The sequence below is a fragment of the Pseudoalteromonas sp. SG45-5 genome (assembly GCF_014164085.1).
GTDB classification, from domain to species: Bacteria; Pseudomonadota; Gammaproteobacteria; order Enterobacterales; family Alteromonadaceae; genus Pseudoalteromonas; species Pseudoalteromonas aliena.
The window spans coordinates 11,002-32,675 of the sequence record NZ_JACJEM010000007.1 but is presented as its reverse complement, the minus strand read 5'-3'; the positions used below and the strand labels follow the sequence as shown (position 1 = coordinate 32,675).

Here is a 21,674-nt window from a genome sequence, read left to right as displayed (position 1 = left end):
TTTAAGGAGATGGCAGCATACGCTGCCATTACAACCACAATGACCCCACACACTATTTTAGTTGTTGATGACGACGATGACATTCGCTTTGCCCTATCACTACTTTTAGAGCAGGCAGGCTATCGTGTGGTTGAAGCTGATGGACCAAGCCAATGCATGCAATTGCTCTGTCGGTTAACGCCTGCGCTGGTGTTACTGGACATGAACTTCACCCGTGATACAACTTCAGGAAAGGAAGGTCTTGCACTACTAGAGCAAATCACGCCATTGGATATTCCCGTTATGCTAATGACTGCATGGGCAAATATTGAACTTGCAGTAACCGGGTTACAAACTGGCGCTAAAGATTTTATTGAAAAACCATGGCGAAAAGAAAAATTACTCAGCCAAATAGCTAATCACATTAAGCCTATTACTATGCAGCCGACACAAAGTGATTGGATAGCATACTCCAGCGCGATGCAATCGCTCAATACCCTAATAACACAGCTTGCACCTACCGATGCTAACTTATTAATTTTAGGAGAAAACGGCACGGGTAAATCACAACTAGCCAAGCGTATACACCAATTAAGCGCACGCAGTGAAGCCCCCTTTGTGAGCCTAAATATGGGTGCTGTTGCAGAGTCTTTATTTGAAAGTGAGCTATTCGGTCATCATAAAGGCGCGTTTACCGACGCTAAGCAAGACCGCACTGGTGCGTTTAGCCGCGCCAAAAATGGCATCTTATTTATGGATGAAATAGGCACTTTACCGTTTCATTTACAGCCTAAATTATTGCAAGTACTCGAAACCGGTGAATTTACACCACTGGGCGCAAACAACAGTGAGCAGGTTAACGTACGCCTAATTGCAGCAACCAATCAAGACTTAGCCAGTGCGATTACAAACGGGCAATTTCGCCAAGATTTATATTATCGCTTAAACACCTTTGTGATCACGCTCCCAGCTCTGCGTGAACGAAAAGACGATATATTGCCACTCGCCGCACATTTTATTAATCAGTTTGCTGGTAAATATAACAAGTCGCCTTGCACATTATCCCAAAGCGTTGAAGAGCTGCTATGTAACCATAGTTGGCCCGGTAATATTCGTGAGCTAAGCCATGTGATAGAACGCGCAATGCTAATTAGCACTGACAGTGTCATCGAGCTACCTAATATCATGTTAGATAATCAAGTAAACCAAGGGCAATCAATTCCAAAACTCACACTTGAAGAGCTTGAAAAACAAAGAATCACTGATGTACTACAACAACACAATCAACAAATAACAGCGGCGGCAAAAAGCTTAGGTATTTCACGTAATGCGCTGTACCGACGGATGGAAAAATACCAACTAGAGGGATTTGATGAGTAATATCAAAGTACGCTATAAAACCAAAACAATTAGCATATTAGTTGCTGTATTTTGCGCAATTATTGGTCCTAGTACAGGGTGGGTTTATCAATTAAGCCAAGATATATTACTAACGACAACTGTCGCTATTTTTTTAAGTTACCTGCTTATTATTTCTCTTTATAAGCTATTTAATAGTTACTTCTTACCTATTACTCAATTACAGGCCTATATTGATGCAAAGCAACAGGGACAAAGTAATCTCAGTTTAGGTTACAACGATCCCAACTCACCATGGACAGCTCTAGGTATACAAATTGAAACGTTATTTACAAAATCAACACCTCCATCAACGCAGTTAATCGATGGATTATTCCAACATTGGCCTCACCCTATCGCTTTATTTAACGATCAAGGGAAGCTTACTTTCTTTAATCACCCTATGTATAGGCAACTGAAAACACCACTTCTGCGTGGCATGACCATAGCTGAATGCGGTTTTACAGTGAATAATAAACAATGTAGCCATGCTAAGTTAAACCAAGATTGGCAAGTGCAACGCATTGTACTCAGTGATGCAAAGCAAATACTTATTACCGCCAGTTATATTGGTCATCAATTACAAGATGCAAAGCGTCAATCTCAAGCTGATTTAATTCGTATCTTATCTCATGAATTAAATAACTCACTCACGCCTATGGCCTCCATGACAGATACATTACTAAGCACAGAAACATTAAATGAAAAACAAACAAGGCAAGTATTAACAAGAATCAAATCGCGTAGTGAGTCTTTACTACAATTTATAAAGTCCTACTCAGAGCTGAGCCGACTACCATCAGCAAAACCGCAATATTTTGATTTAAAAAACTTAGCAGATCTTAATGCCGTAGAGCAAAGTATTCAGCTTAGTTTTGCTGGAGAATCACAATGCTTTGCGGATAAGTTACTTATTGAGCAGCTATTAATTAACCTATTTAAAAATACATTTGAAGCCAATAACGACCAACCACACGTAACACTTAACAGCTTTACACAAGCGAATATGCATATATTGCAGCTAACCGACAATGGTCCGGGATTTGCTAACCTGGAGTATGCAATACAGCCTTTATACACAACTAAAAAAACCGGTTTCGGCCTTGGTTTAGCACTATGTAATGATATTGTGCAAAAACATAACGGTCAGCTGTATTTAGCCAATACAAATCAGGGCGCACAAATAACAATAAAGCTTTCGCAAGGTGCTCTAAAATAATGTTTTCCTACAAATAAATAGTGCCTTGCATATAGCGAACAGCATGCCCTGTTAAGGTAACAGTATGCTCATCTACATAGCATTGCATCTCTCCGCCTCGACTTGAAGCTTGATAAGCGCTTAACGTAGTTTTACCCAATTGCTGCGCCCAATAAGGTGCAAGACCAGTATGGATTGAACCCGTTACATAATCTTCATCGCCACCGCTTGCAGGCCAAAAATAACGAGATATAAAATCATATTCTGTACTTTTAGCTGTCGCCACCACGTCTAACGGGTATAAGGTTTTGAGTAAATTAGAGTCTGTTTTAAGGTTAATGACATCTTGCTCATTTTTATACACCACAAAATAAGCCTGCTGATTTTTTAACACCTTAAAAGGTTGTATAGACAAGCCATCAAATAACTCTTTAGGTATATTATCAGCCTCACTCGGTACTTGCTTCGGAAAGGTCATTGCAAAGCTGCCGTCAACATTTTTATTAACGATTAGCTCGCCTACTGCATCGGCAATAAAGCGGATTTTCGATACATTATGCTCTTCACATAAAACATACGCCGCAGCGAGTGTGGCATGGCCACAAAAGTCTATTTCCATTAATGGAGAAAACCAGCGAATAACAAAACTTCCATCATCTTGCTGACAAGTAAAAGCCGTTTCAGATACGTTATTCTCAGCACCAATTTTTAGCATTAGATCGTCACTTAACCACGATTCCAATGGGATCACTGCCGCGTAGTTACCTTTAAATAACTCATTCGTAAACGCATCAATTTGATGAATAGTTAATTGCATTGTTTAAACTTTGTAATGATTAAGAGCTTAAAACTACCACAGCTTAACTAAATCAATCTAAACTCTGGGTAATAAATCTATCTCCAGCAGCTATTATCAGCGCTAACTACGTTGAATTTACTTGCAATAGGCTAGCTATTGACGCGTAAATTCGCCTTGTTTTCACTGAAAATCTCTGGCTAGAGAAAAATAAATTTAAATATCATTATAGTTAAATCTGTTAGTAAATCTCTTAACCAGAGTTCAGATTAAATTAGCACTTTTATTTTGCCTTTAAGCCATTACAGGTCGCATTCTATAATATTGCATACAACCAAATTGCACAGCATTGGTAAGTAACAGCATAATAAACATAAGTAAGTGCGCAGTGCTTGGAGCAGCATTTGAAAGCTCAACAACTAAGCCGCAAATACCAGCAATAAACTGCAAACTAAAGTAGCGCGCGCTTAAATTACTTACATTACCCGTACGCAGTGTTTTATAAGTTTGCGGCATAACACGTACCGAACTCATCACAAGCCCCACATATGTTAAAGCGTTTAATACCATTGCAGTATCAAGGGTTGAATTTAGTAGTAGAGAAAAAGGCAGCAACGAAAAAGCAATCATAACCACAAGTTGAGTACGTTCTCGCTTAGCTGCGTTAAAACGCGCAAAAAAGTACAAAATAAGCCCGCTTAGCGTACCTGTTACAATAAATGGTAGAGCAATATAAAAACGCTCAAAATAAATATTATAAGTTATAAAGTAAAGGCTTTGCGCCAAGCCAAATGTCATCATTAATAGTGACAAGCCCGAAACACTGCGATTTTTTCGAATTTTTGTCAATAGGGGTAAAAAACTAAAAACCAAAATAAATGAAGATAAAATAGGCAAATAATGCGCCAAAACAACCTCGCTCGTTACATAACTGTTAATTAAAAATAGAAATAAAAACATTTATTAAACATATGTTTTAAAAGGCTTTTACTATAAGCGCGGCATTGTAGAGCGAAGTCAGCTTAACTCAACTAAATCGCAAATATTTATTTTAAATAGTGGCAAGCTGGGTATACAAAAATCGTGGAATTACGTCTACAGTTTATTTGTTTTTAGGAAAGTCATCCCACAAGCTTTTAAATAAAAATGATAGTTGTTATCATGCGTAAACAATAAATAACTGCATACAAAATCATCTATGAGAAAAACTCTTTTTAAAATACACAGCTGGATTGCTCTTATTGCAATCATTCCACTGATTGTTATTAGCATTACAGGCAGTGTATTAGTTTTTAAAAGTGAAATAGATGGCTTGCTGATGCCAAACAGTCATTTTGTTGTAAAAGCATTACCTGAACGTATGCCAATCGATAAATTAATCTCGAATACAGAAAATGCGTACCCTGAGTATGTAATAGGCAGCTGGGAAATATTTAACGGCGATACAGCAGATCGGGTTTATTTAGTGAAACGCGGTACTGAGCAATGGTATAAGTTTCATTTAAATCAATATACTGGTGATATATTGTCAGAGCCTGTCGGCACTAGCCACTATTTTACCGATTGGTTTCTAGAGCTACACTACACATTTTTACTTAACGACTTCAAAAGTTTACCTGGGCAAACTGGGACTGTGCTGGGATTCTTTTTTGCTCTATTTTTATTAGTATTAGGCATTACTGGCCTCATTATTTATCGCAAATTTTGGCAGCGTCTATTTAGCGTACGCTGGCGTGCGACACTACAAATAGTGCTTAGTGATATTCATAAAATGACTGGCGTTATAGGCTCGCCTATTATCATCATTTTAGCCATTACGGGTGGTTACTTTAACGGGGCAGTGTGGTATCACGAAGTAATTGAGCACGCCGAAGAAGAGCACTTCGCACTGACCAAAAATTTATACAGTAGCGACATTTCGTTCCAACATATACTTGACGACAGTAAAAAACAAATACCTACATTTAATGGTACGTTTTTAGTCATGCCACTACAGCCAGATGAAAACATCACTGTATTTGGCGAAGTAAGCACCGCCAATCCACTCGCAAGCGAATACGCAAATACCGTTACCTATAACAAATTAACGGGTGAGCACATAGCCAATTGGGACATTCGTAAAGTTGGTGCTGGCTGGCAAGTAATAGATAGCTTTAGAAAACTGCACTTTGGATACTTTGCTGGGCTGATCAGTAAAATTTTGTGGTGCGTTATAGGCTTAAGCCCAGTGTGGCTAGCAGGTACGGGGTTTTATTTATGGTTCACACGTCGAAAACGTAAAAAACAGTCACAGGTGAATCGCTCAAATAAGCGCGGTACAGTGAACGCTTGATTAAAATTTTCAAGCTAAGTTACTATCCCTACAAACCGATAAGTAATACCAATTGCATTAAATTAGTGATCTATTATAGCGATAAGAAAATAGCTCAATAACAAGGCTAAAATTATGATACATAGTTGTTCTATACAAATAATTTTTAAAGTCGTTAGTGAGTTATTTAATACGATAGAATGATCATGTTTTTAATAAAATTGGTATAACTTAGCTTATTAAGTGTTATAACGAATAATAAAAGCTCAGCCAAGCGCGCATTTCATCTTCAAAACTGTCGCCTTCTACTCGCGACAGTCCCATATTAAAGGTTAAGTCGTTTACACCTGCAGGCCCCATTCCAAAACTAAAGTCGCCTTGGTATTTTAATCCATAGCTTTGCGCGTATACACCGCCATCAAGCTGATGTTGCTTGTAATAAAGCCACGGCATGCCTTCTTTAAAGCTAAACCCACCACAATAACCTTGATAACGCTCAGCGGTTGCGCTGTAAAAAGGCAGATCAGATGAAAGTATATATTCACTACTTTGTTGCTGATTAATGAGGTTTGAACCAAAGCCACCTAACGCAAGACTGTTATCACCTCGTTGCTTTTGTTCAAAATTTGCATAAAGGGGAATACTAAACGCCTTTCCAAATACTTTTGCAGATAAATCGTACCCTTGCCAATTACTACTTTTACTACCGCCATCGTACCAACTCGCATTAATACTCTGGCCAATTGCAAAGTCTTGACGATCATATTGCCAGTGTTGAGTAACCCCAAAACGAGTCCATTTTTTATAGCTTTGTTTATAATCAGTATAATTGTAGGCAAGCTCAGGCGTTACGTTTAATTGCCCAAATTTAAATGGGTAACTTATTGCTGCAAAACCGCCTCGCGCATCAATATCAGCGTTTGAATTTTGTTGATACTGACGCGATGTATTTAAATTGTAGTCAAACAATGCCAGCTTAAATTTCACATCGAGCGCGTTATATTTTGCCTGCACATAACCACCATGCAGCGCACCATCGTTTAAATCACTGCCATACCCCGCTTGTAAGTCGAGCTGCTTAAGTAAGTCACTACTTTTAATACTTAAATCTAACACACTTGTTGAAGCAGAATAATACTGAGAGCTAAGCGCAAGGGTCGCGTGTTGGTCGAGAATATTGTAATTAGTTTGCTCTGTTGTTTCGTGCGTATATATTTCGGCTTTTGGAAGTGTGTGCTCATTTACTAGCAAAAGCGGTGCTTGTTTGTTAGCTGCAAACTCAGTAACGACATTGCTACTCATAGTTTTTGGCAATGTTTTTATGTTTGGCCCATCGGCGGTAATTGAGAAATAAAGCAACGAGCCATCAATCATTTCTATTGGGTGAGCAACTGCCTCCTGCCCTTGGGTTAACTTGGTGAGTGTTTTACTCGCTATGTGATAGTTATAAATATCAGTAGCGCTATTTAAGCCCGCAATAAAATAAAGTGATTCTCCATTTTGGCTAAAGTTTGGTTGGCTTAAATATTGATACCCGTTTGGCATAGGCACTGACAGCTGTTTTTTACTGTTTAAATCTTGTATATACAACCGCCAATTTTCATTTAATGACGTTGATAAATAAGCTAATTTAGTCTCATCAGGATTGAGAATTGGATAATCGTAAGTTGTCTCAAGGCTTTTTGTAAATAATGGCGTGATGGTTTGCGTATTGAGATCAGCTTTCACTAATTCAGAGTAGCCATCTCTTATTTGCTCGCCATATAAGGTTTCACCATTACTAGTTACGCTAAATCGACGTATACCAGCAAGTTCGGTAAGCTGTTCAATATTGCCGGTTTCAGCGTTATAGCTAAATATGTCAGACACTTTGTTATAAATACCCGACTCTTCGTTGCTATACGCATTAAAATATAACGTTGTGTTATTTGCCCATTGGGGATTGGCAATGCCAGCTCGATTTATTTGATTAAGCACTTGTTTTTGTTCGCGTTTAAAAACATTTGGCGCTATATCGGGGATGTCTTGTGCATCGTTTTCGAGTAGCTCTTTTTGCGCTTTAGTAAACTCTTCTTGCGCTTTAATGTTGTCATCAGTGCTATAAATTACAAGCTTGGTATTACTCTCTTTATCTCGCTCAACAATCGCAATTTTACTACCATCTTTTGAAAGTGCGGGATTACTTGCATATAAATCAAGCTCAAGCCAAAGTTCACTATTAAGTGGTTGCTCCACATGCTCGATTTGCATTACTTTATAAGTATATTCAGCTATAAATCGACGGTATAACTTGGCTGCCTTTTGCCCAAACACGCCGCTAAATGCCTCATCAAAATCACGTGTTTTTACGCCTTGCATTCGCGTCCAAACACTATCAAGCGTTTGCTCTGAATAGTTTTTTTCTAACCAATTCAAAAAGCGGCTACCCATTAAATACGCCATTGAGCCGCCCATAAACCCTTCATCGCCATTTAATTGCTCATAGGTTGGCAATGCGCCTTGTTGAGCAAACTCCCGTAATATCGACTCTGAATAGTTGTCAAATAAACGCCCACGACCCGTCATTTTAGATTCAATCAGTGTGGCGTAACCTTCGGCTACCCAGCGTGGAGTATCGCTGTAGGTTAAGTCGTATAAATCCCATATGCCACGTACTTTTTGCTGCCAGTCATTACGGGTAGGCTGTGCTAAATGCACTAAGTGAATATACTCATGCAGTACAAGTAACTGCTGCCAGCCTGAGCTATTTGATATAACCGTATCGGATTGCGGTGGCGTAGTAAAAAGTGCCATTACAGGGTTATTTGACGTTGGCAAAGCAAAGCCGTTTGCTGCATTTAGGGGATCAAACACCACCACATCAACTATTTTATCAAGTGCTCGGTTTTGTTGTTCAAGCACTTTGGTACGTACTATTTCAAGCTCTGACGCGGTCGATTTAGCAAAATCTACATGCTCAATACTGTAATGAATATTAAAATTTTCGGTATGAATAGTCTGCCAATCAGCTGCAAAGCTTGGTGCAGCTAGCAATAAGGCAGATGCGATAAGTGTTTTTTTCATCATAGTCCTTGATAGTTTACTATAGCCTTAGGTTGTCTGAAGAATGACCTCTATAGTATTAAAAAAGTGTAAAAATTCGTTTAAATAGAAGTACTCAGTCAAAGTTGATACTAAGAAAGTAGCGGTGCAGTTGAATACGCAGCATTAGATAAAGCAAGTCGGTTCAACAATCAGCAATTATTTTTACCTCTATGATATGTGCATCAGTAGCATAATGCGTAATACTATGAAAAATTAATCAGACAATAAAGTAACCGGACTGAAGAAATCGAGTTTCCGCTAAGGTTGTCGCGATTTAAATGCTTAGCTGACAAGTATATATCCAAGCTTGACATCATATTAGACTATGGTTTAATGATTAAAACTGTTATTAGGAACACAGTAATCAACCAGCTCTTCATACTATATTTTACTATGTAAGTTATGGTGCTTTTATTAATGTAATGAAGGATGTAATTTTGAATGGATAACTTTATTGAACACAATTTATTAAGTTTTAGAAATAAGCTTTTAAACATAAGTCCAAATGCTGAACTAGGTAGAGTGAAATAGCCGTAGCTGCTGATATGTTGTATGAAGGTTCTATTCCAAGAGGGAAATTCAACCAAATCAGTTCTAATAAAGCGTATGCACGATTATTGAAAGTAGCTTTGATCGAAGATATGAATCAACTATTAGCAAGCAAAATAATACCTAAAATTATTGAGACGGCTGATCCAACGAGCCCTATCGCAGTTTCTGGTTTGGCAGCAGACTTAGTTTCTAAGATCCCTCAACCTAAAGGCTCCAGCTTATTACTTTCTAGCTACTCAGCCGCAACTCAAATAAAAACAATGTGGGATCTTCATTCAATTTTAGATAATTTCAGCCAATCACCTCGAATGTTAGAAATCATTTTTGCTGAGTGGAAAGGTTGGAGAGTAGAGGTAGATTATGCACGTTAGAGGAAGGTGGAAAATAATATTGCTTTTATGTACAACTGCACTCAGCTGTGGTGCTAACGCTAAGCAATGTAATGAAGAAAGTCAATTTGGTAGTACATCTATTTTTAGTGACTGTCGGGGTGCTGAAGCAATCTCCTCTGCCAAAATCGAGTCAAACTTAGCTTTGGAAGAAGCATTTGATATGGTATTAACATTACTCGAGTCAAATGAAAAAGATATAAAATCAACAGATAACTTATATATTGCTGTACTTTCGTTAATGCAATCAGAAGATTTTAAGTTTCGAGTTACTAGTTTTCCTAATGGTATTTTATTAGCATCTAATGAAACTTCCGCTGTGTTTTTACGGATAGATGACAATACATGGTTTCAAAAAACACTATAAACACCGGACTAATTTACTAAGAAGATAATAATTTAAATTTTTATCTTCTTACGTTTTATTTAACGGCAAGTTTATGCTTTATTTAATCCAAACTTGGGGATAGCAAACCCCGATCCTCGCAGAAAACGATTACCGAAAATAATCCCCTATTTATATTAAAACTAATTAGAGTCGCTCCCAGAGTGATTCCTCAAGAAATAATAGAAATCAAATGTAGAATTTTATCTTATTGTAAACACTGTATAAAGCTATGCAAAAGCACATCTTATTGACAGTTAAAGCCTCACCATTTTGAAGCAAGCCTAAAGCTGTGTATATACCGTGAAGATGGTATGGGAAACTCAATTATTTATAAATGGCGCACAAGATACTGCGATATAAATGCCTCATTAATGACGCGATTGAAAGAGCCTGAAAAGAAAATATATGATGAAGAACGGCTCAAACCTCAGAGCATTCAAGATAATTGGGTAATCCCAAAAATTAATTCAAGCTTGGGGCGGACTGTAATAAAGCATGTGCAAATGTGTATTTACACATGTTTTATTAGGGGAATTTACATCCAGCTACGAGTATTTGATTCAACCTGTTTAATTGTAAAATCCACTATAAAATTAGCATCTTGTTGTTTAATGTAAGGAACGAATACACTCCCCGAAGCTAGTTGTATATACAGGCTTTTTAAACTAGATTTACGCATTAAGTATGTACTTACTGTATGTGCACTCTGCGCTTTATAAAGCTCAAACACACGGTAATGAACGCCAATGAGGCCTTTGCGTACCACCATATAAAAACGTCCGTTATCTTCATGCAAATAGTAACCATAACGCTGGTACGATAAAACAACTAAGGTAGAAAAAGCAGCAAAAACACCCACACTAATCCACACGTTAACGCTCATACTAAAACAAAAAATAGCCGCTAGTCCGCTTGGTAATAACGCATACACTATTAAATTTTTATAAAGCAATGCTCGTTCAGGACGCTTGAATATAAGCTTTTTACTATTGAACCATGGGTAAATCCATTGGCATACACTATCTACTTGCTCAGTGCTCAATACTGGTAGAACAAGTGTTTGTTTATTTTTTTTAGCGGCAGCTCCTGCAATCACACCACCGCCACTTGCTTGTAAAAAATCAACTGTAAAACGCTTTAATAATCTCGCCACTAAATTTTGTTTTATAACTATAGATTGTACTTTATCTAAGCTCATAGATAGCTGATGGCGCTCTAGCAAACCTGCAATACGTTTAAATTTTTGCCCTTTAAAGTAAAGTTCAAAGTTATAAAAACGAATGAGCGACATACCCACAGACAAGAAAATGGCTAAAAACACTAACAATACAATCAGTGTTATTATCGCAAGCAATGTCGCATTTGCTATAATGCCAAGCTCTTGCTGATAAAAGCCTTCCATTTTAACAATAAGTTTCTTTTCTAAAAAGTCGATAGCTATATTTATAAAGGGTGCAATCGCTGCGAGGGCTAAAATCGCCATATTCGACATTAAACCAAACTTAGCTATTTCTTTGTTAGTAATAAAAAGACTGTTTTCAGTGACCACTTCATCGCTTTGCTGTGGTGTATTAATTTCTGGTTGCTGCTGCGCTTTAAAAGCAAATATTTGTTTACGCATTTGCAGTGCATATTCTTTAGTTATGCCAGGTAATATCACCTCCTGTGACACACTACCTGCGGCATCAAAAATACAGTTAACGAGCTTTACCGGTGTGAAGTAAAATGGCTCTGCAATATTTACATTTTGTACTCGTGCAAATTTAAGCGTTAAGCGCTCTTTTTTAAAAACACCTTTATTAAGTAATATTTCGTTATCGTCTGTAAGACTATACCGAAAACTTCTATAATATAAAAAGGAATAAACCAACAAGGCAACAACGGCAAGAGCACCGGCTATTTGCCCCCAAAATAATTTATTTTCAACCTGAGTAACAAATACAATCATGATTGGTAATAAATTAAATATGCCATCTCTAATAAACCGCATACCAAAGTGCACAACAAAGTAAACAAGCGCCCAAGGTGATACCTTTTGCCACATTACTGCTTTCGTAGCATCTACAGGGGAAGGGTTTAAATCACTCATCGGTAGCCGCTGCCTGCATGGTACTTTCATCTTGACGATAATCTTGCACAAACTGACGGATATTTTTGCAATCAGTATGTGTTAATCCACTAATTTGTAAATCGGCGCTCATCCCACCAGCACTGTATAGTTTTAAACTTGCTAGATCGAGCTTGCGCTCAATGGGGCCGCGATGAATTTCAATATGTTGCACTCTAGCAAGCGGCAAGATAGTTATTTGCTGCCAAATAATTCCCTTTCTAAACGTTATATCATGAGTACGTATCGCAATGCCTTGTTGCTTTATACTCACAACGCTATACACCATAGATATAACGATTAAAATTGGCATTCCAATCAACAAGTACGTTTGTGCATTATTAGCAAATGCTTCATTAAAATAGCAAAGCGCAACAAGCACCGCTATTAGTGGAATGTAAAATACGAGCCAGTTGAGCTGGTTATGCAACACAGCTTTATCGGCCAAAGGTTTAAAATTAATGACACTATGCTCTGGTAAATCCATTATTTGTTGATTGTTAAACACAATTTTTCCTATCGCTATAATTAATTAGCCCAGCTAATAGTGGTTACTAGTGTATGGCTTTGTTTGGATTCAAGTACAACTGCATCTTCGAGTACATTGGCTGCTTCTAGGCACAACATCGTTTGGTATTCGTCATCAGCAAAATGAGATAAACGCTTTGACTTTTCTATCCACGGATTCCAAAGCACACATGAATGTGAATTTTCGCGACTCACATGTATCACACCCTCGGGCGTGTTAATTACCTGCAAAGAAGGCGCTTGGGTGTAAATCATATCGGTTTCTCGTGCAATATTAACCGCATCGTTTTGCGCAAATGGTCCTTTGCCAAACTCAATATATTGCGAACCTTGTAAACCATCAATATGAGTATTACTAATATCAGAGGTTGGAAAATAAGCATGTAATGCTTGGCTAAAGCTAAATGATGTATTGCCAAGATTGGTAGTGGTTAAACGCACCTGTAATTTATCACTCAATACAAATTCAACTTTTAATGCTGAGTGATGAGGCCAATACGTTGTATTTACTAACTTCATTGGCAATTTTAGGCTTATGATAATTTCGTGATCGCTTTCGTTCACTTCATCAGCTTGCCATAAACTTGTACGCGTAAAACCATGTGCTGGCCAATCCTCATTTTTATGTGTACCAAACCACGGCCAGCAAATAGGTATGCCACCACGCATACTAACCCCCTCTTTATAGACTTCGTGGCTTGACACCCAAAGCAAAGGTTGCTTTCCTACGGGTGTAAATTCAGTAATTTGACCACCCTGCAAAAATATTTTTGCACTGCATAAACTACTAACCACATTAATAAATTCAAGGCCGCTTTCGGTGTGCTCTATGCTAACTGATGGTGATAATTTCATGCCTTTGCCCTATAATACTGAAACTAAAGATTTTTAATGCTGGTATACACAATAAAGTATACTTAAAGTATAAGCTACGTAAGTCAATTATTGATTATACTAAATGCCATAACGATTACTTTATTCATTACTGTTGAATACTTCAGCTTCGTGCAGGCTATTATATGATACTAAAGTCTAACCATTAAAACTTGCGAATAAATACTAACGTACGTAGTGTGCGCAAATATTAGCTAACACATTGTTAAAATTTCAATTATATATAAATAAACTACGTTAATTTTAATTACAGCTCAAACAAATAAAAACCAATAAAATAGGGCTTTAATACAATATATAATTTGAATTCAATTTATTTGATGTGTAACATTTCACGATTACGGAAAACCACTGCTCTTTCGACGAGACAAGCAAATGAAAAAATATGACGAGTTATTAGTTTCTTTACGTAAAGTGATCCGTGCAATTGATCTGCATTCTAAGCAACTTAACAAAACAGCAGGCTTAACTGGGCCACAACTTCTTATAATGCAAGAAGTTTCTCAAACAGATGGCATAACAGCTAGCCGAATTGCTCAAAATGTAAATTTAAGCCCAGCAACCGTCACCAATATTCTCGATAGAATCGAAAGTAGAGATTTAGTAACACGCGTACGCAGTCAAATGGATAAACGACGAGTGAGCTTATACCTCACCGAAAAGGGAAAAGAGTTACTTGAAAAAGCACCTCAGCCATTACAAGAACACTTTATTGAAAAGTTTTCTGCACTTGCTGAATGGGAACAGAGTCTTTTACTCTCATCAATGCAGCGTGTAGCGGCAATGATGGATGCAGATAAACTAGATGCATCCCCCCTACTAGAAGTAGGTGCACTTACTCAAGCCCCAAAAGAATAAACAATAAAAAATAAAAACTGAATAAAGTGAGTACCTATTTTAACCGTGAGGCGTTTTTGTACGCCTTGAACTTTTTATTTTTTATACCAACCAGCTTAATTACAGGGATGATTTAATTTTTTAATTTATTCAAACACTTATGCAGATTAGTATTAACCAACATCTGGGCAGCTATTATGACTAAACTCTCAAAATTAACACTAGCACTTGTGTTAAGTGGCTTAACAAGCACTTCTTATGCAACAGATCTCGACACACTTCAAAATCAACTAAAGCAATTAAAACAACAAATGCAGTTGCTTGAAAATCAGTTAATTGAAGAAAAATCAAAGCAGCAGATAATTAATAAAAAACATGAGCAACAGGTTGCTGAGATCAGTAAAAAAGCCGACACCACAACGCTTGCAGTAGCAAAAACCGAGAAAAAAGACGAAGGCATTAAAATTGGTGGAGCTATTCGTGCCAACTATAGTGTAACTTCATACGATGAAGACAATGAAGATCGTAATGGCGATTTTGATTTTGATATTTTCCGCTTAAATGTATCCGGGAAAATTAACGATATTTCAGTTAATGGTGAAATCCGCTTTTTTGATTATATGACTGTCGTTAAATATGCTTACTTAGGCTATGAGTTTGCAGATGACTGGGAAGCACAAGCAGGTATTACGCAAGTTCCATTTGGTAACGGCCCTTATAATTCTCATAACTATTTTTTCAGCAGTAACTATTACATCGGCCTAGAAGACGACTTTGATTTAGGTGTTGTAGTAAAACGTAAGCTTAAAAATAATTGGAAGCTAGATTTAGGCTTTTTCAAAAACGACGAGCTAGGCGGTGTTGACGGCTCAGCATCAGATAAAAGCCATCGTTACTCTTATGACATTGTAGGTAGTCGCAGCGCAAGCGAAGGAACTTACGCAGAACCCGCTAATGAGCTTGGTGAGTACAATACCTTTGCTGGCCGTGCAACATATCAAATTGAGCACAGTAAAAACATAACAACAGATCTTGGTATTTCATTACTCAGTGGTGGCTTACATGACGGTGTAGACCGTGCTGGCAGTTATGGTGCATGGGCAATGCATCTTGATAGCCAAATTAATAATTGGAATATTCAACTACAGCATGGTGAATATGACTATGATTTGGATGACCAAAGCGATCGTATTTCAGTTGCGGCCTATGCTTACTTCGATACAGTTGCAAGTAAAGCGACTATGTCTAGTGTTAACGTTGCCTACAACTACTCGGTAGAATGGGGGCCTATAAGTGCTCTACAATTTTATAACGACTACAGCACCATCTACAACAAGTCAGACGATAGCGCAGATACATGGATGAATATAACTGGTGTAAGTGTATCCGCTGGTGCCTTTTTTACATACTTTGATTATGTTCAAGCACGTAATCAGCCATTTATTGGCGGCACAATGATCGGGGATGGCGACACAGAACGTCGCTTCAATATTAACCTAGGTTATTATTTCTAAGTAACCTGAGCCTCAGATAAATAATAAAAAGGGTAAACTAAGTTTACCCTTTTTATTGCCCATTATTATTTATACCAATTGCATTAAATTAGTGAGTTATTTAATACGCTAGGGCGTGTTTTTAATAAAATTGGCATTACCCTTCGAATTACGTTTTAATTAGCCTACAATTTAATGTATCCGCAGTTAAGTAAAATGAGTATAAGTGAATATAAGAGCCGTCTTTATTTGTTATAAAAATCTATGGCTAAAAGCGCTTGGATTAATGCTTGTCGCACTTGGGATTATAGGTGTTTTTTTACCTGTGATGCCCACAACTATATTCTTCATTTTAGCGCTTACTTGCTTTACTCGCTCATCGCCTGCGCTTGAACACTGGCTATTAAACCATCCTCGCTACGGTGAAACCCTACAACAGTGGCAAGCTCACAAAGTGGTTCCCGTTAAAGCCAAATGTTATGCCGCTATCGGAATGTTAATTGGCTTTATATTTTTACTGTACTCAGCCGCCCCTATTTGGATTATTTACCTCGTTGCAGTAATAGAAATATCGGTAATGGTTTACCTTATTTTAAGACCTTCTACCCCACCTAAGTACTAAACGCATACCTACCAATACCCTCCACTTGTAAAATCTAATGTAAAGTTTGGTAAGTAAATTTGTAATAAGTAATGCAAATCATTATCATGTTGGAAATTTTATAATATTAAAGATTTATGGCGTTTATTAATAAGCGGGCTTTATATAGCACAAGCCGCGCACTGCATATTTATATTTCTACAGCTTTATTTTTTTTGCTTATTTTATTTTGCGTTAGCGGCATTGTGCTCAACCATGTTGATTGGCTTAAAGGCGATAAAAATAACGGCCAAGTAACGGCAATGATCCCTGCAGTTCTAGTTAATAAAGCAAATGCGCAACTAGATACGCTGCCAACGATTTACCCAGAAATAGAAGCCTACTTAGCCGAGCAATATGCACTTACAAAAGTAAAAAGTATTGAATGGGAAAAAGAAGATGCACTTGTCATGCTCGACTACCCATTACCTGCTGGGTTTGCCTACGCAGAATTAGACTTTACAACTGGTGAACTAAACCTTGATTACCAAACAGGTGGCTTTTTAAGCCTTATTGGCGACTTACATAAAGGCCGCCATAGCGGTGAAGTATGGAGCTGGGTTATTGATATATCAGCTGTACTAATGATTCTGTTTGCTATCACCGGCATGATTATTTTATTTCAAAACAGAAAAAAACGCTTAGCTGGAATATGGATAACCGTTTTAGGCATCGCAACGCCTTTGGTTATTTATTTATGCTGGGTACCACAAATTAAAGGAGTGTCTTAATGGTTAAATTTAAATTATTTATAAGCGCCGCATTACTGCTAGTAGCTGCGCTTTTTCAAACGACTGTGCATGCGCAAACACCACAACTCGAGATTGAATTAACACTTCCCGACTTAGAAGTACAACCTTATCACCGTCCATACGTTGCTGTTTGGCTCGAAACACCAGAGCGCAAGCACGTTACTACGCTCGCTCTTTGGGTGCAAAAAGCAGAATGGTTTAAAGACTTACGCCAGTGGTGGCGCAAAGCTGGTAAAAGTAACATCAACTTTGACGGCATTAGCGGCGCAACCAAACGAGCTGGTACTTACACCATTAATTGGCAAGGTAATGATTTGGACGGTAACACCGTAAAACCAGGTAAATACTTACTAAATATTGAAGTTGTACGCGAAGAAGGCGGCAGAGATTACACCCGTGTTGAGCTCGATTTAACTCAATCAGGAACGCTCACCATTGACGGTAAAAACGAGTTTTCAAAAAGCTTCGTCACTGTAAGCACTAAGTAACCTGAACTCAGGATAATAAATCTATCTCGAGCAGCTATTTATTACTCGAATTTAAGCAAAGGAAAAATAATGAAAATTAATTTATTAAAAACTGCATTAATCGGCGCATTGAGCCTATCTGCTTTAGTGTCAACGTCAGCAAATGCACACGCGCGCTGGTTACTGCCTTCACACACCTCACTTTCTGGCGATAAAGCGCATTATGTGATGATTGATGCAAGTGTTTCAAACGAAATTTTTGCACCCGATAAAGCATTTAAGCCAAAAGAAAAAGGCGCTCAATGGGACGATACATTACTAATGGCACTTATGCCAAACGGTAAGCCTGTCACCGACACAATCCGTGCTTATTACTTAAAACGTAAAAGCTCAGCCGCAATTAGCTTAACTGAACAAGGTACTTACCACATTGCGATGACGCAAAAACCAACGCTAATGACCTTTTATAAAGATGCCGCAGGTAAGCGCCACCGTGTATTTGCTAAAAAAGCAGATGCCAACTTACCAAAAGATGCGACCGACATAACAACGGTTAAATCAATCTCGACGGTAGATACATTTGTAAGCCACAACGGTACTTCTAAGCCAGCTCAACTAGGTTTAGGTTTAGAGCTAAGCGGCCCAACCCATCCAAACGATTTATTTGTCGGTGAGCAAGCTCGTTTTCAGTTACTACAAGATGGCAAATCTGCCGGTGAAGGCATTGAAGTAAGCATTTTAAAAGGCGACACACGCTACCGTAACGACCGTGGCGAAGTAAAAGTAACGACCGATAAAGACGGTATGTTTACAATTACGTGGAAAGAGCCAGGCCTATACCTAATCGAAACATCTAACAAGGTTACCGTAAATGAAGAAGGTGTAGACTCAGGTCGTTATGCCTTATTTACAACGCTTGAAGTAGCTCCAGAGTAATTTTTTAACCCTTATTTTAAAATTTTTTAAGCCAAGTTTTTTAACTTGGCTTTTTATTGCCCTGCGTTTTTTATTCTCAATTTCTATTAGTTTTATTGATTTCGCCTCCATTCGCCACAAGATTACAACAGTAACGATCTAATCGTCTGTAACGTACGTAAACAGTGGCCTTACTTATTAAAAACGTGAATAACATAGATGGTTTTTATCTTTGCACGTAGTTGAGCGCTTCTATATGATTCGCTCCTTTTCAAACTTGCCAAAACAACGACGTTCTTAAGGAACATTAATGACTTTTAAGCGTTTATCTGCCAATAAATTAGCACTTAGCTTGGCTATTACTACTGCACTTAGCACGCCTTATTCTATAGCTGCCGCAGAGCAAAATAATCAGGCAGAAGAAAATATCGAAGTAATTTCAGTAACAGGAACGCGTCGTAGCTTACGCAGTATTGCCGAAAGTTCAGTACCTGTTGATATTATTACCAGCGGCGATATGGCAAGCACAGGTCAACTTGAAATCAGTCAAGTACTTGCAAATCAAGTACCTAGCTTTAACTACCCAAGTGCAACGATTGCTGATGGTACAGATCATGCTCGCCCAGCCGTGTTACGTGGTTTAGCGCCTGATCACACCTTAGTGCTTATTAATGGCAAACGTCGCCACTCTGGTGCGCTTTTAAATTTAGGGGGCGTAGTAGGTCGTGGCTCAACAGCTGTAGACTTAAATATGATCCCAACATCAGCAATTAAACGTGTAGAAGTTTTGCGCGACGGCGCTGCTGCACAGTACGGTTCAGATGCCATTGCGGGTGTTATTAATATAATCCTTAAAGATGCCACTGAAGGCGGAAGTGTAAGTGTTACTTACGGACAATACGATACCCAAATGGCAGGGGCTGCAAACCTTCAAAGTGCGTATGCAGATGCAAACGGCGACTTGGCTTTTAATACTGGTGATGACCGAAAAGTAAACGATGGTAGTACTCGTACTATTAGTGCCAATTCTGGCTTTTCGTTATTAGATAACGGCTTTGTAAACGTATCAATTGAGTACCGTGATAACAGCCCAACTCAGCGCTCTGGTTTTGACCCGCGCGAGCAATATAGTCGCCTTGATGATGGCAGTTTAGATCCACGTGAATTGACTATTGATCGTTACAACCACCGTTTTGGTAAAGCAGACCTTGAAGACTACGCCTTATTTTACAATATGGGTTATGACTTAGATAATGGCTTAAACCTTTATTCATTTGGTAGTTACTCAAAACGTGAAGGTAATTCGGGTGGCTTTTACCGTCGCGCAAAAGACAGCCGTAACGTGTTAGCTCTTTACCCTGATGGCTTTTTACCACAAATTGAAACAGACGTAGAAGATTATTCACTTGCGCTTGGTTTGCAAGGCGAGTCAGGCGACTGGACATGGGATGTCAGTACTAACTATGGCCGGAACGACTTTTCTTTGGGTGTAGTAAATAGCTTAAACACCTCTTTAGGCGCAAACAGCCCTACCGAGTTTGATAACGGCGCGCTCGTTTATGACCAATTTATTGTTAATGGTGATGCCAGCACTACGCTTGATTTAGGCCTGCCTGACGACGTGTTTTTTACCCTAGGTGCTGAATATCGCCACGAAAGCTACAAAATAGAACAAGGTGAAGAAGCCTCTTACATTACTGCTCTTGATGGTAATGGCAATCCAATTGCTGCCGGTGGCGCACAAGTACTTTCTGGCTTTGGCCCAGAAAGCGTCACTGACGAAAGCCGCCACAATGTCGCGCTCTATGTTGAGCTTGACACTTACTTAACTGAAAAGTGGAATGTCGTTTTAGCAAGCCGTTATGAAGATTACAGCGACTTTGGCAATACGTTTACATCAAAACTAGCAACGCGTTACAGCATTACCGACCGTTTATCTTTACGTGGTGCTATAAGCACTGGCTTTCGTGCGCCCTCATTAGCACAAAGCTCATACCGTCAAATTTCGACTGTACTTGAAAACAACCAAGCATTTGAAGTCGGTTTGTTTCCAAGTGACGCGCCAGCTGCACAAGCACTAGGTGCTAAAAAGCTAGACGCAGAAGATTCAGTAAACGTCACCGCTGGCTTTGTATACACCCAAGGTAATTTTAGCTTAACCGTTGATGCATATCGCATTGATATTGATGACCGTATTGTTTTGTCTGAAAACTTAACAGGCTCAGCTGTGCAAGAAATTTTAGCTAACGCGGGTGAGCTAAACACCGAAAGCGTGCGCTATTTCACTAACGCCATTGACTCTCGTACGCAAGGTGTAGATATCGTTGCAACTTACTTGCTAGAGCTAGATAACTTAGGCGACGTACGCTTAAACGCAGCCGCTAACTTTAACGACACCGAAGTAACCCACGTTGACGATAACCCTGAGCAACTTAATTCGCTAGGTGACGACTACGTTGTATTTGCACGGCGTGAAGTGGGCCGCTTTGAAGAAGGAACACCCGATAACAAGTTAAACTTATCGGCGGTTTGGAGCTTTAACGAATGGCAAACCACATTACGGGCTACACGCTATGGTGAAGTTGCTGATATTTCAACAACCAGCGATCGCGATGAATATCTAGATGCAAAATGGATAACCGATCTTGAAGTTGCTTATCGCCCTAATGATGAGTGGAAATTTGCAGTTGGTGCCAATAACTTGTTCGATCAGTACCCACAAGCGACTATCGACAACATTGGTTACTCAACCTTTAGTCAAATATTCCCGTACACACCGTATGCACCATACAGCTTAGATGGCCGCTTTTTATACGGTAATATCACTTACAGCTTTTAAAAACACAAAGCAAAGTTGAATAATAAAAAGGATGCTTTATGCATCCTTTTTATTAATAGTTAGTTATTTTAACCACTTATTAGTATTCCAGCTTTTATAAAAAATCA

Annotated in this window: 18 protein-coding genes; 12 read left to right on the top strand and 6 right to left on the bottom strand. The window is 38.5% G+C overall.

Annotated elements, in window-relative coordinates:
* Nucleotides 1-9: 9 nt before the first annotated feature.
* Both H5119_RS03230 and H5119_RS03225 read left to right on the top strand, forming a co-directional pair.
* Complete coding sequence (locus H5119_RS03230) at nt 10-1,359, top strand: sigma-54 dependent transcriptional regulator (RefSeq protein WP_259398967.1); 1,350 nt, start codon at nt 10-12, stop codon at nt 1,357-1,359.
* Entirely contained in the window at nt 1,352-2,596 is a 1,245-nt protein-coding gene (locus tag H5119_RS03225; protein WP_182701194.1) for a PAS domain-containing sensor histidine kinase, read from the top strand. Before H5119_RS03230 ends, H5119_RS03225 begins: the two co-directional genes overlap by 8 nt.
* Before the next feature lie 7 nt (nt 2,597-2,603).
* On the opposite strand, the gene H5119_RS03220 is transcribed toward H5119_RS03225, so the two are convergent.
* Together H5119_RS03220 and H5119_RS03215 are read right to left on the bottom strand one after the other, a co-directional pair.
* Entirely contained in the window at nt 2,604-3,392 is a 789-nt protein-coding gene (locus tag H5119_RS03220; protein ID WP_182701193.1) for a PhzF family phenazine biosynthesis protein, read from the bottom strand.
* Between the two features lie 273 nt (nt 3,393-3,665).
* Nucleotides 3,666-4,280, bottom strand: coding sequence for a PQ-loop repeat-containing protein (locus H5119_RS03215; protein ID WP_182701236.1), 615 nt, complete (start codon nt 4,278-4,280; stop codon nt 3,666-3,668).
* 289 nt (nt 4,281-4,569) lie between these two features.
* On the opposite strand from H5119_RS03215, the gene H5119_RS03210 reads away from it, so the two are divergent.
* Nucleotides 4,570-5,703, top strand: coding sequence for a PepSY domain-containing protein (locus H5119_RS03210; RefSeq protein WP_182701192.1), 1,134 nt, complete (start codon nt 4,570-4,572; stop codon nt 5,701-5,703).
* A 225-nt stretch (nt 5,704-5,928) separates the two neighbouring features.
* Here H5119_RS03210 and H5119_RS03205 read toward each other — a convergent pair whose 3' ends face one another.
* Nucleotides 5,929-8,745, bottom strand: a complete 2,817-nt coding sequence (locus H5119_RS03205; protein WP_182701191.1) for a hypothetical protein — start codon at nt 8,743-8,745, stop codon at nt 5,929-5,931.
* A 566-nt stretch (nt 8,746-9,311) separates the two neighbouring features.
* Here H5119_RS03205 and H5119_RS03200 point away from each other — a divergent pair.
* Both H5119_RS03200 and H5119_RS03195 read left to right on the top strand, forming a co-directional pair.
* Entirely contained in the window at nt 9,312-9,689 is a 378-nt protein-coding gene (locus tag H5119_RS03200) for a hypothetical protein (RefSeq protein WP_182701190.1), read from the top strand.
* On the top strand, nt 9,679-10,074 hold the full coding sequence (locus H5119_RS03195; RefSeq protein ID WP_182712969.1) for a hypothetical protein: 396 nt from the start codon (nt 9,679-9,681) through the stop codon (nt 10,072-10,074). The genes H5119_RS03200 and H5119_RS03195 overlap by 11 nt, the downstream gene beginning before the upstream one ends.
* A gap of 556 nt (nt 10,075-10,630) precedes the next feature.
* Here H5119_RS03195 and H5119_RS03190 read toward each other — a convergent pair.
* From H5119_RS03190 to H5119_RS03180, 3 genes are read right to left on the bottom strand one after another with little or no spacing between them, the layout of a single operon-like run.
* On the bottom strand, nt 10,631-12,184 hold the full coding sequence (locus tag H5119_RS03190; protein WP_182701188.1) for a PH domain-containing protein: 1,554 nt from the start codon (nt 12,182-12,184) through the stop codon (nt 10,631-10,633).
* Nucleotides 12,177-12,710, bottom strand: a complete 534-nt coding sequence (locus H5119_RS03185) for a PH domain-containing protein (protein ID WP_182701187.1) — start codon at nt 12,708-12,710, stop codon at nt 12,177-12,179. The genes H5119_RS03190 and H5119_RS03185 overlap by 8 nt, the downstream gene beginning before the upstream one ends.
* A gap of 20 nt (nt 12,711-12,730) precedes the next feature.
* On the bottom strand, nt 12,731-13,585 hold the full coding sequence (locus tag H5119_RS03180) for a D-hexose-6-phosphate mutarotase (RefSeq protein ID WP_182701186.1): 855 nt from the start codon (nt 13,583-13,585) through the stop codon (nt 12,731-12,733).
* 414 nt (nt 13,586-13,999) lie between these two features.
* Between H5119_RS03180 and H5119_RS03175 the strand changes: the two genes are divergently transcribed.
* The 7 genes from H5119_RS03175 (at nt 14,000) to H5119_RS03145 (ending at nt 21,567) form a co-directional block, all read left to right on the top strand.
* The gene (locus H5119_RS03175; RefSeq protein WP_182701185.1) at nt 14,000-14,482 is read left to right on the top strand and encodes a MarR family winged helix-turn-helix transcriptional regulator; all 483 of its coding nucleotides are present in this window, start codon (nt 14,000-14,002) and stop codon (nt 14,480-14,482) included.
* A gap of 176 nt (nt 14,483-14,658) precedes the next feature.
* Nucleotides 14,659-15,975 (top strand): porin, encoded by a 1,317-nt coding sequence (locus tag H5119_RS03170; protein ID WP_182701184.1) that lies wholly within the window; start codon nt 14,659-14,661, stop codon nt 15,973-15,975.
* Nucleotides 15,976-16,180: 205 nt separating this feature from the next.
* A complete protein-coding gene (locus H5119_RS03165) occupies nt 16,181-16,576 on the top strand; it encodes a YbaN family protein (RefSeq protein ID WP_182701183.1) in 396 nt (131 codons plus the stop codon).
* 116 nt (nt 16,577-16,692) lie between these two features.
* Nucleotides 16,693-17,325, top strand: a complete 633-nt coding sequence (locus H5119_RS03160) for a PepSY-associated TM helix domain-containing protein (RefSeq protein ID WP_182701182.1) — start codon at nt 16,693-16,695, stop codon at nt 17,323-17,325.
* Entirely contained in the window at nt 17,325-17,834 is a 510-nt protein-coding gene (locus H5119_RS03155; RefSeq protein WP_077536462.1) for a DUF2271 domain-containing protein, read from the top strand. The genes H5119_RS03160 and H5119_RS03155 overlap by 1 nt, the downstream gene beginning before the upstream one ends.
* A gap of 69 nt (nt 17,835-17,903) precedes the next feature.
* Complete coding sequence (locus tag H5119_RS03150; protein ID WP_182701181.1) at nt 17,904-18,749, top strand: DUF4198 domain-containing protein; 846 nt, start codon at nt 17,904-17,906, stop codon at nt 18,747-18,749.
* Between the two features lie 289 nt (nt 18,750-19,038).
* On the top strand, nt 19,039-21,567 hold the full coding sequence (locus tag H5119_RS03145; RefSeq protein ID WP_182701180.1) for a TonB-dependent siderophore receptor: 2,529 nt from the start codon (nt 19,039-19,041) through the stop codon (nt 21,565-21,567).
* Nucleotides 21,568-21,674: the final 107 nt, after the last annotated feature.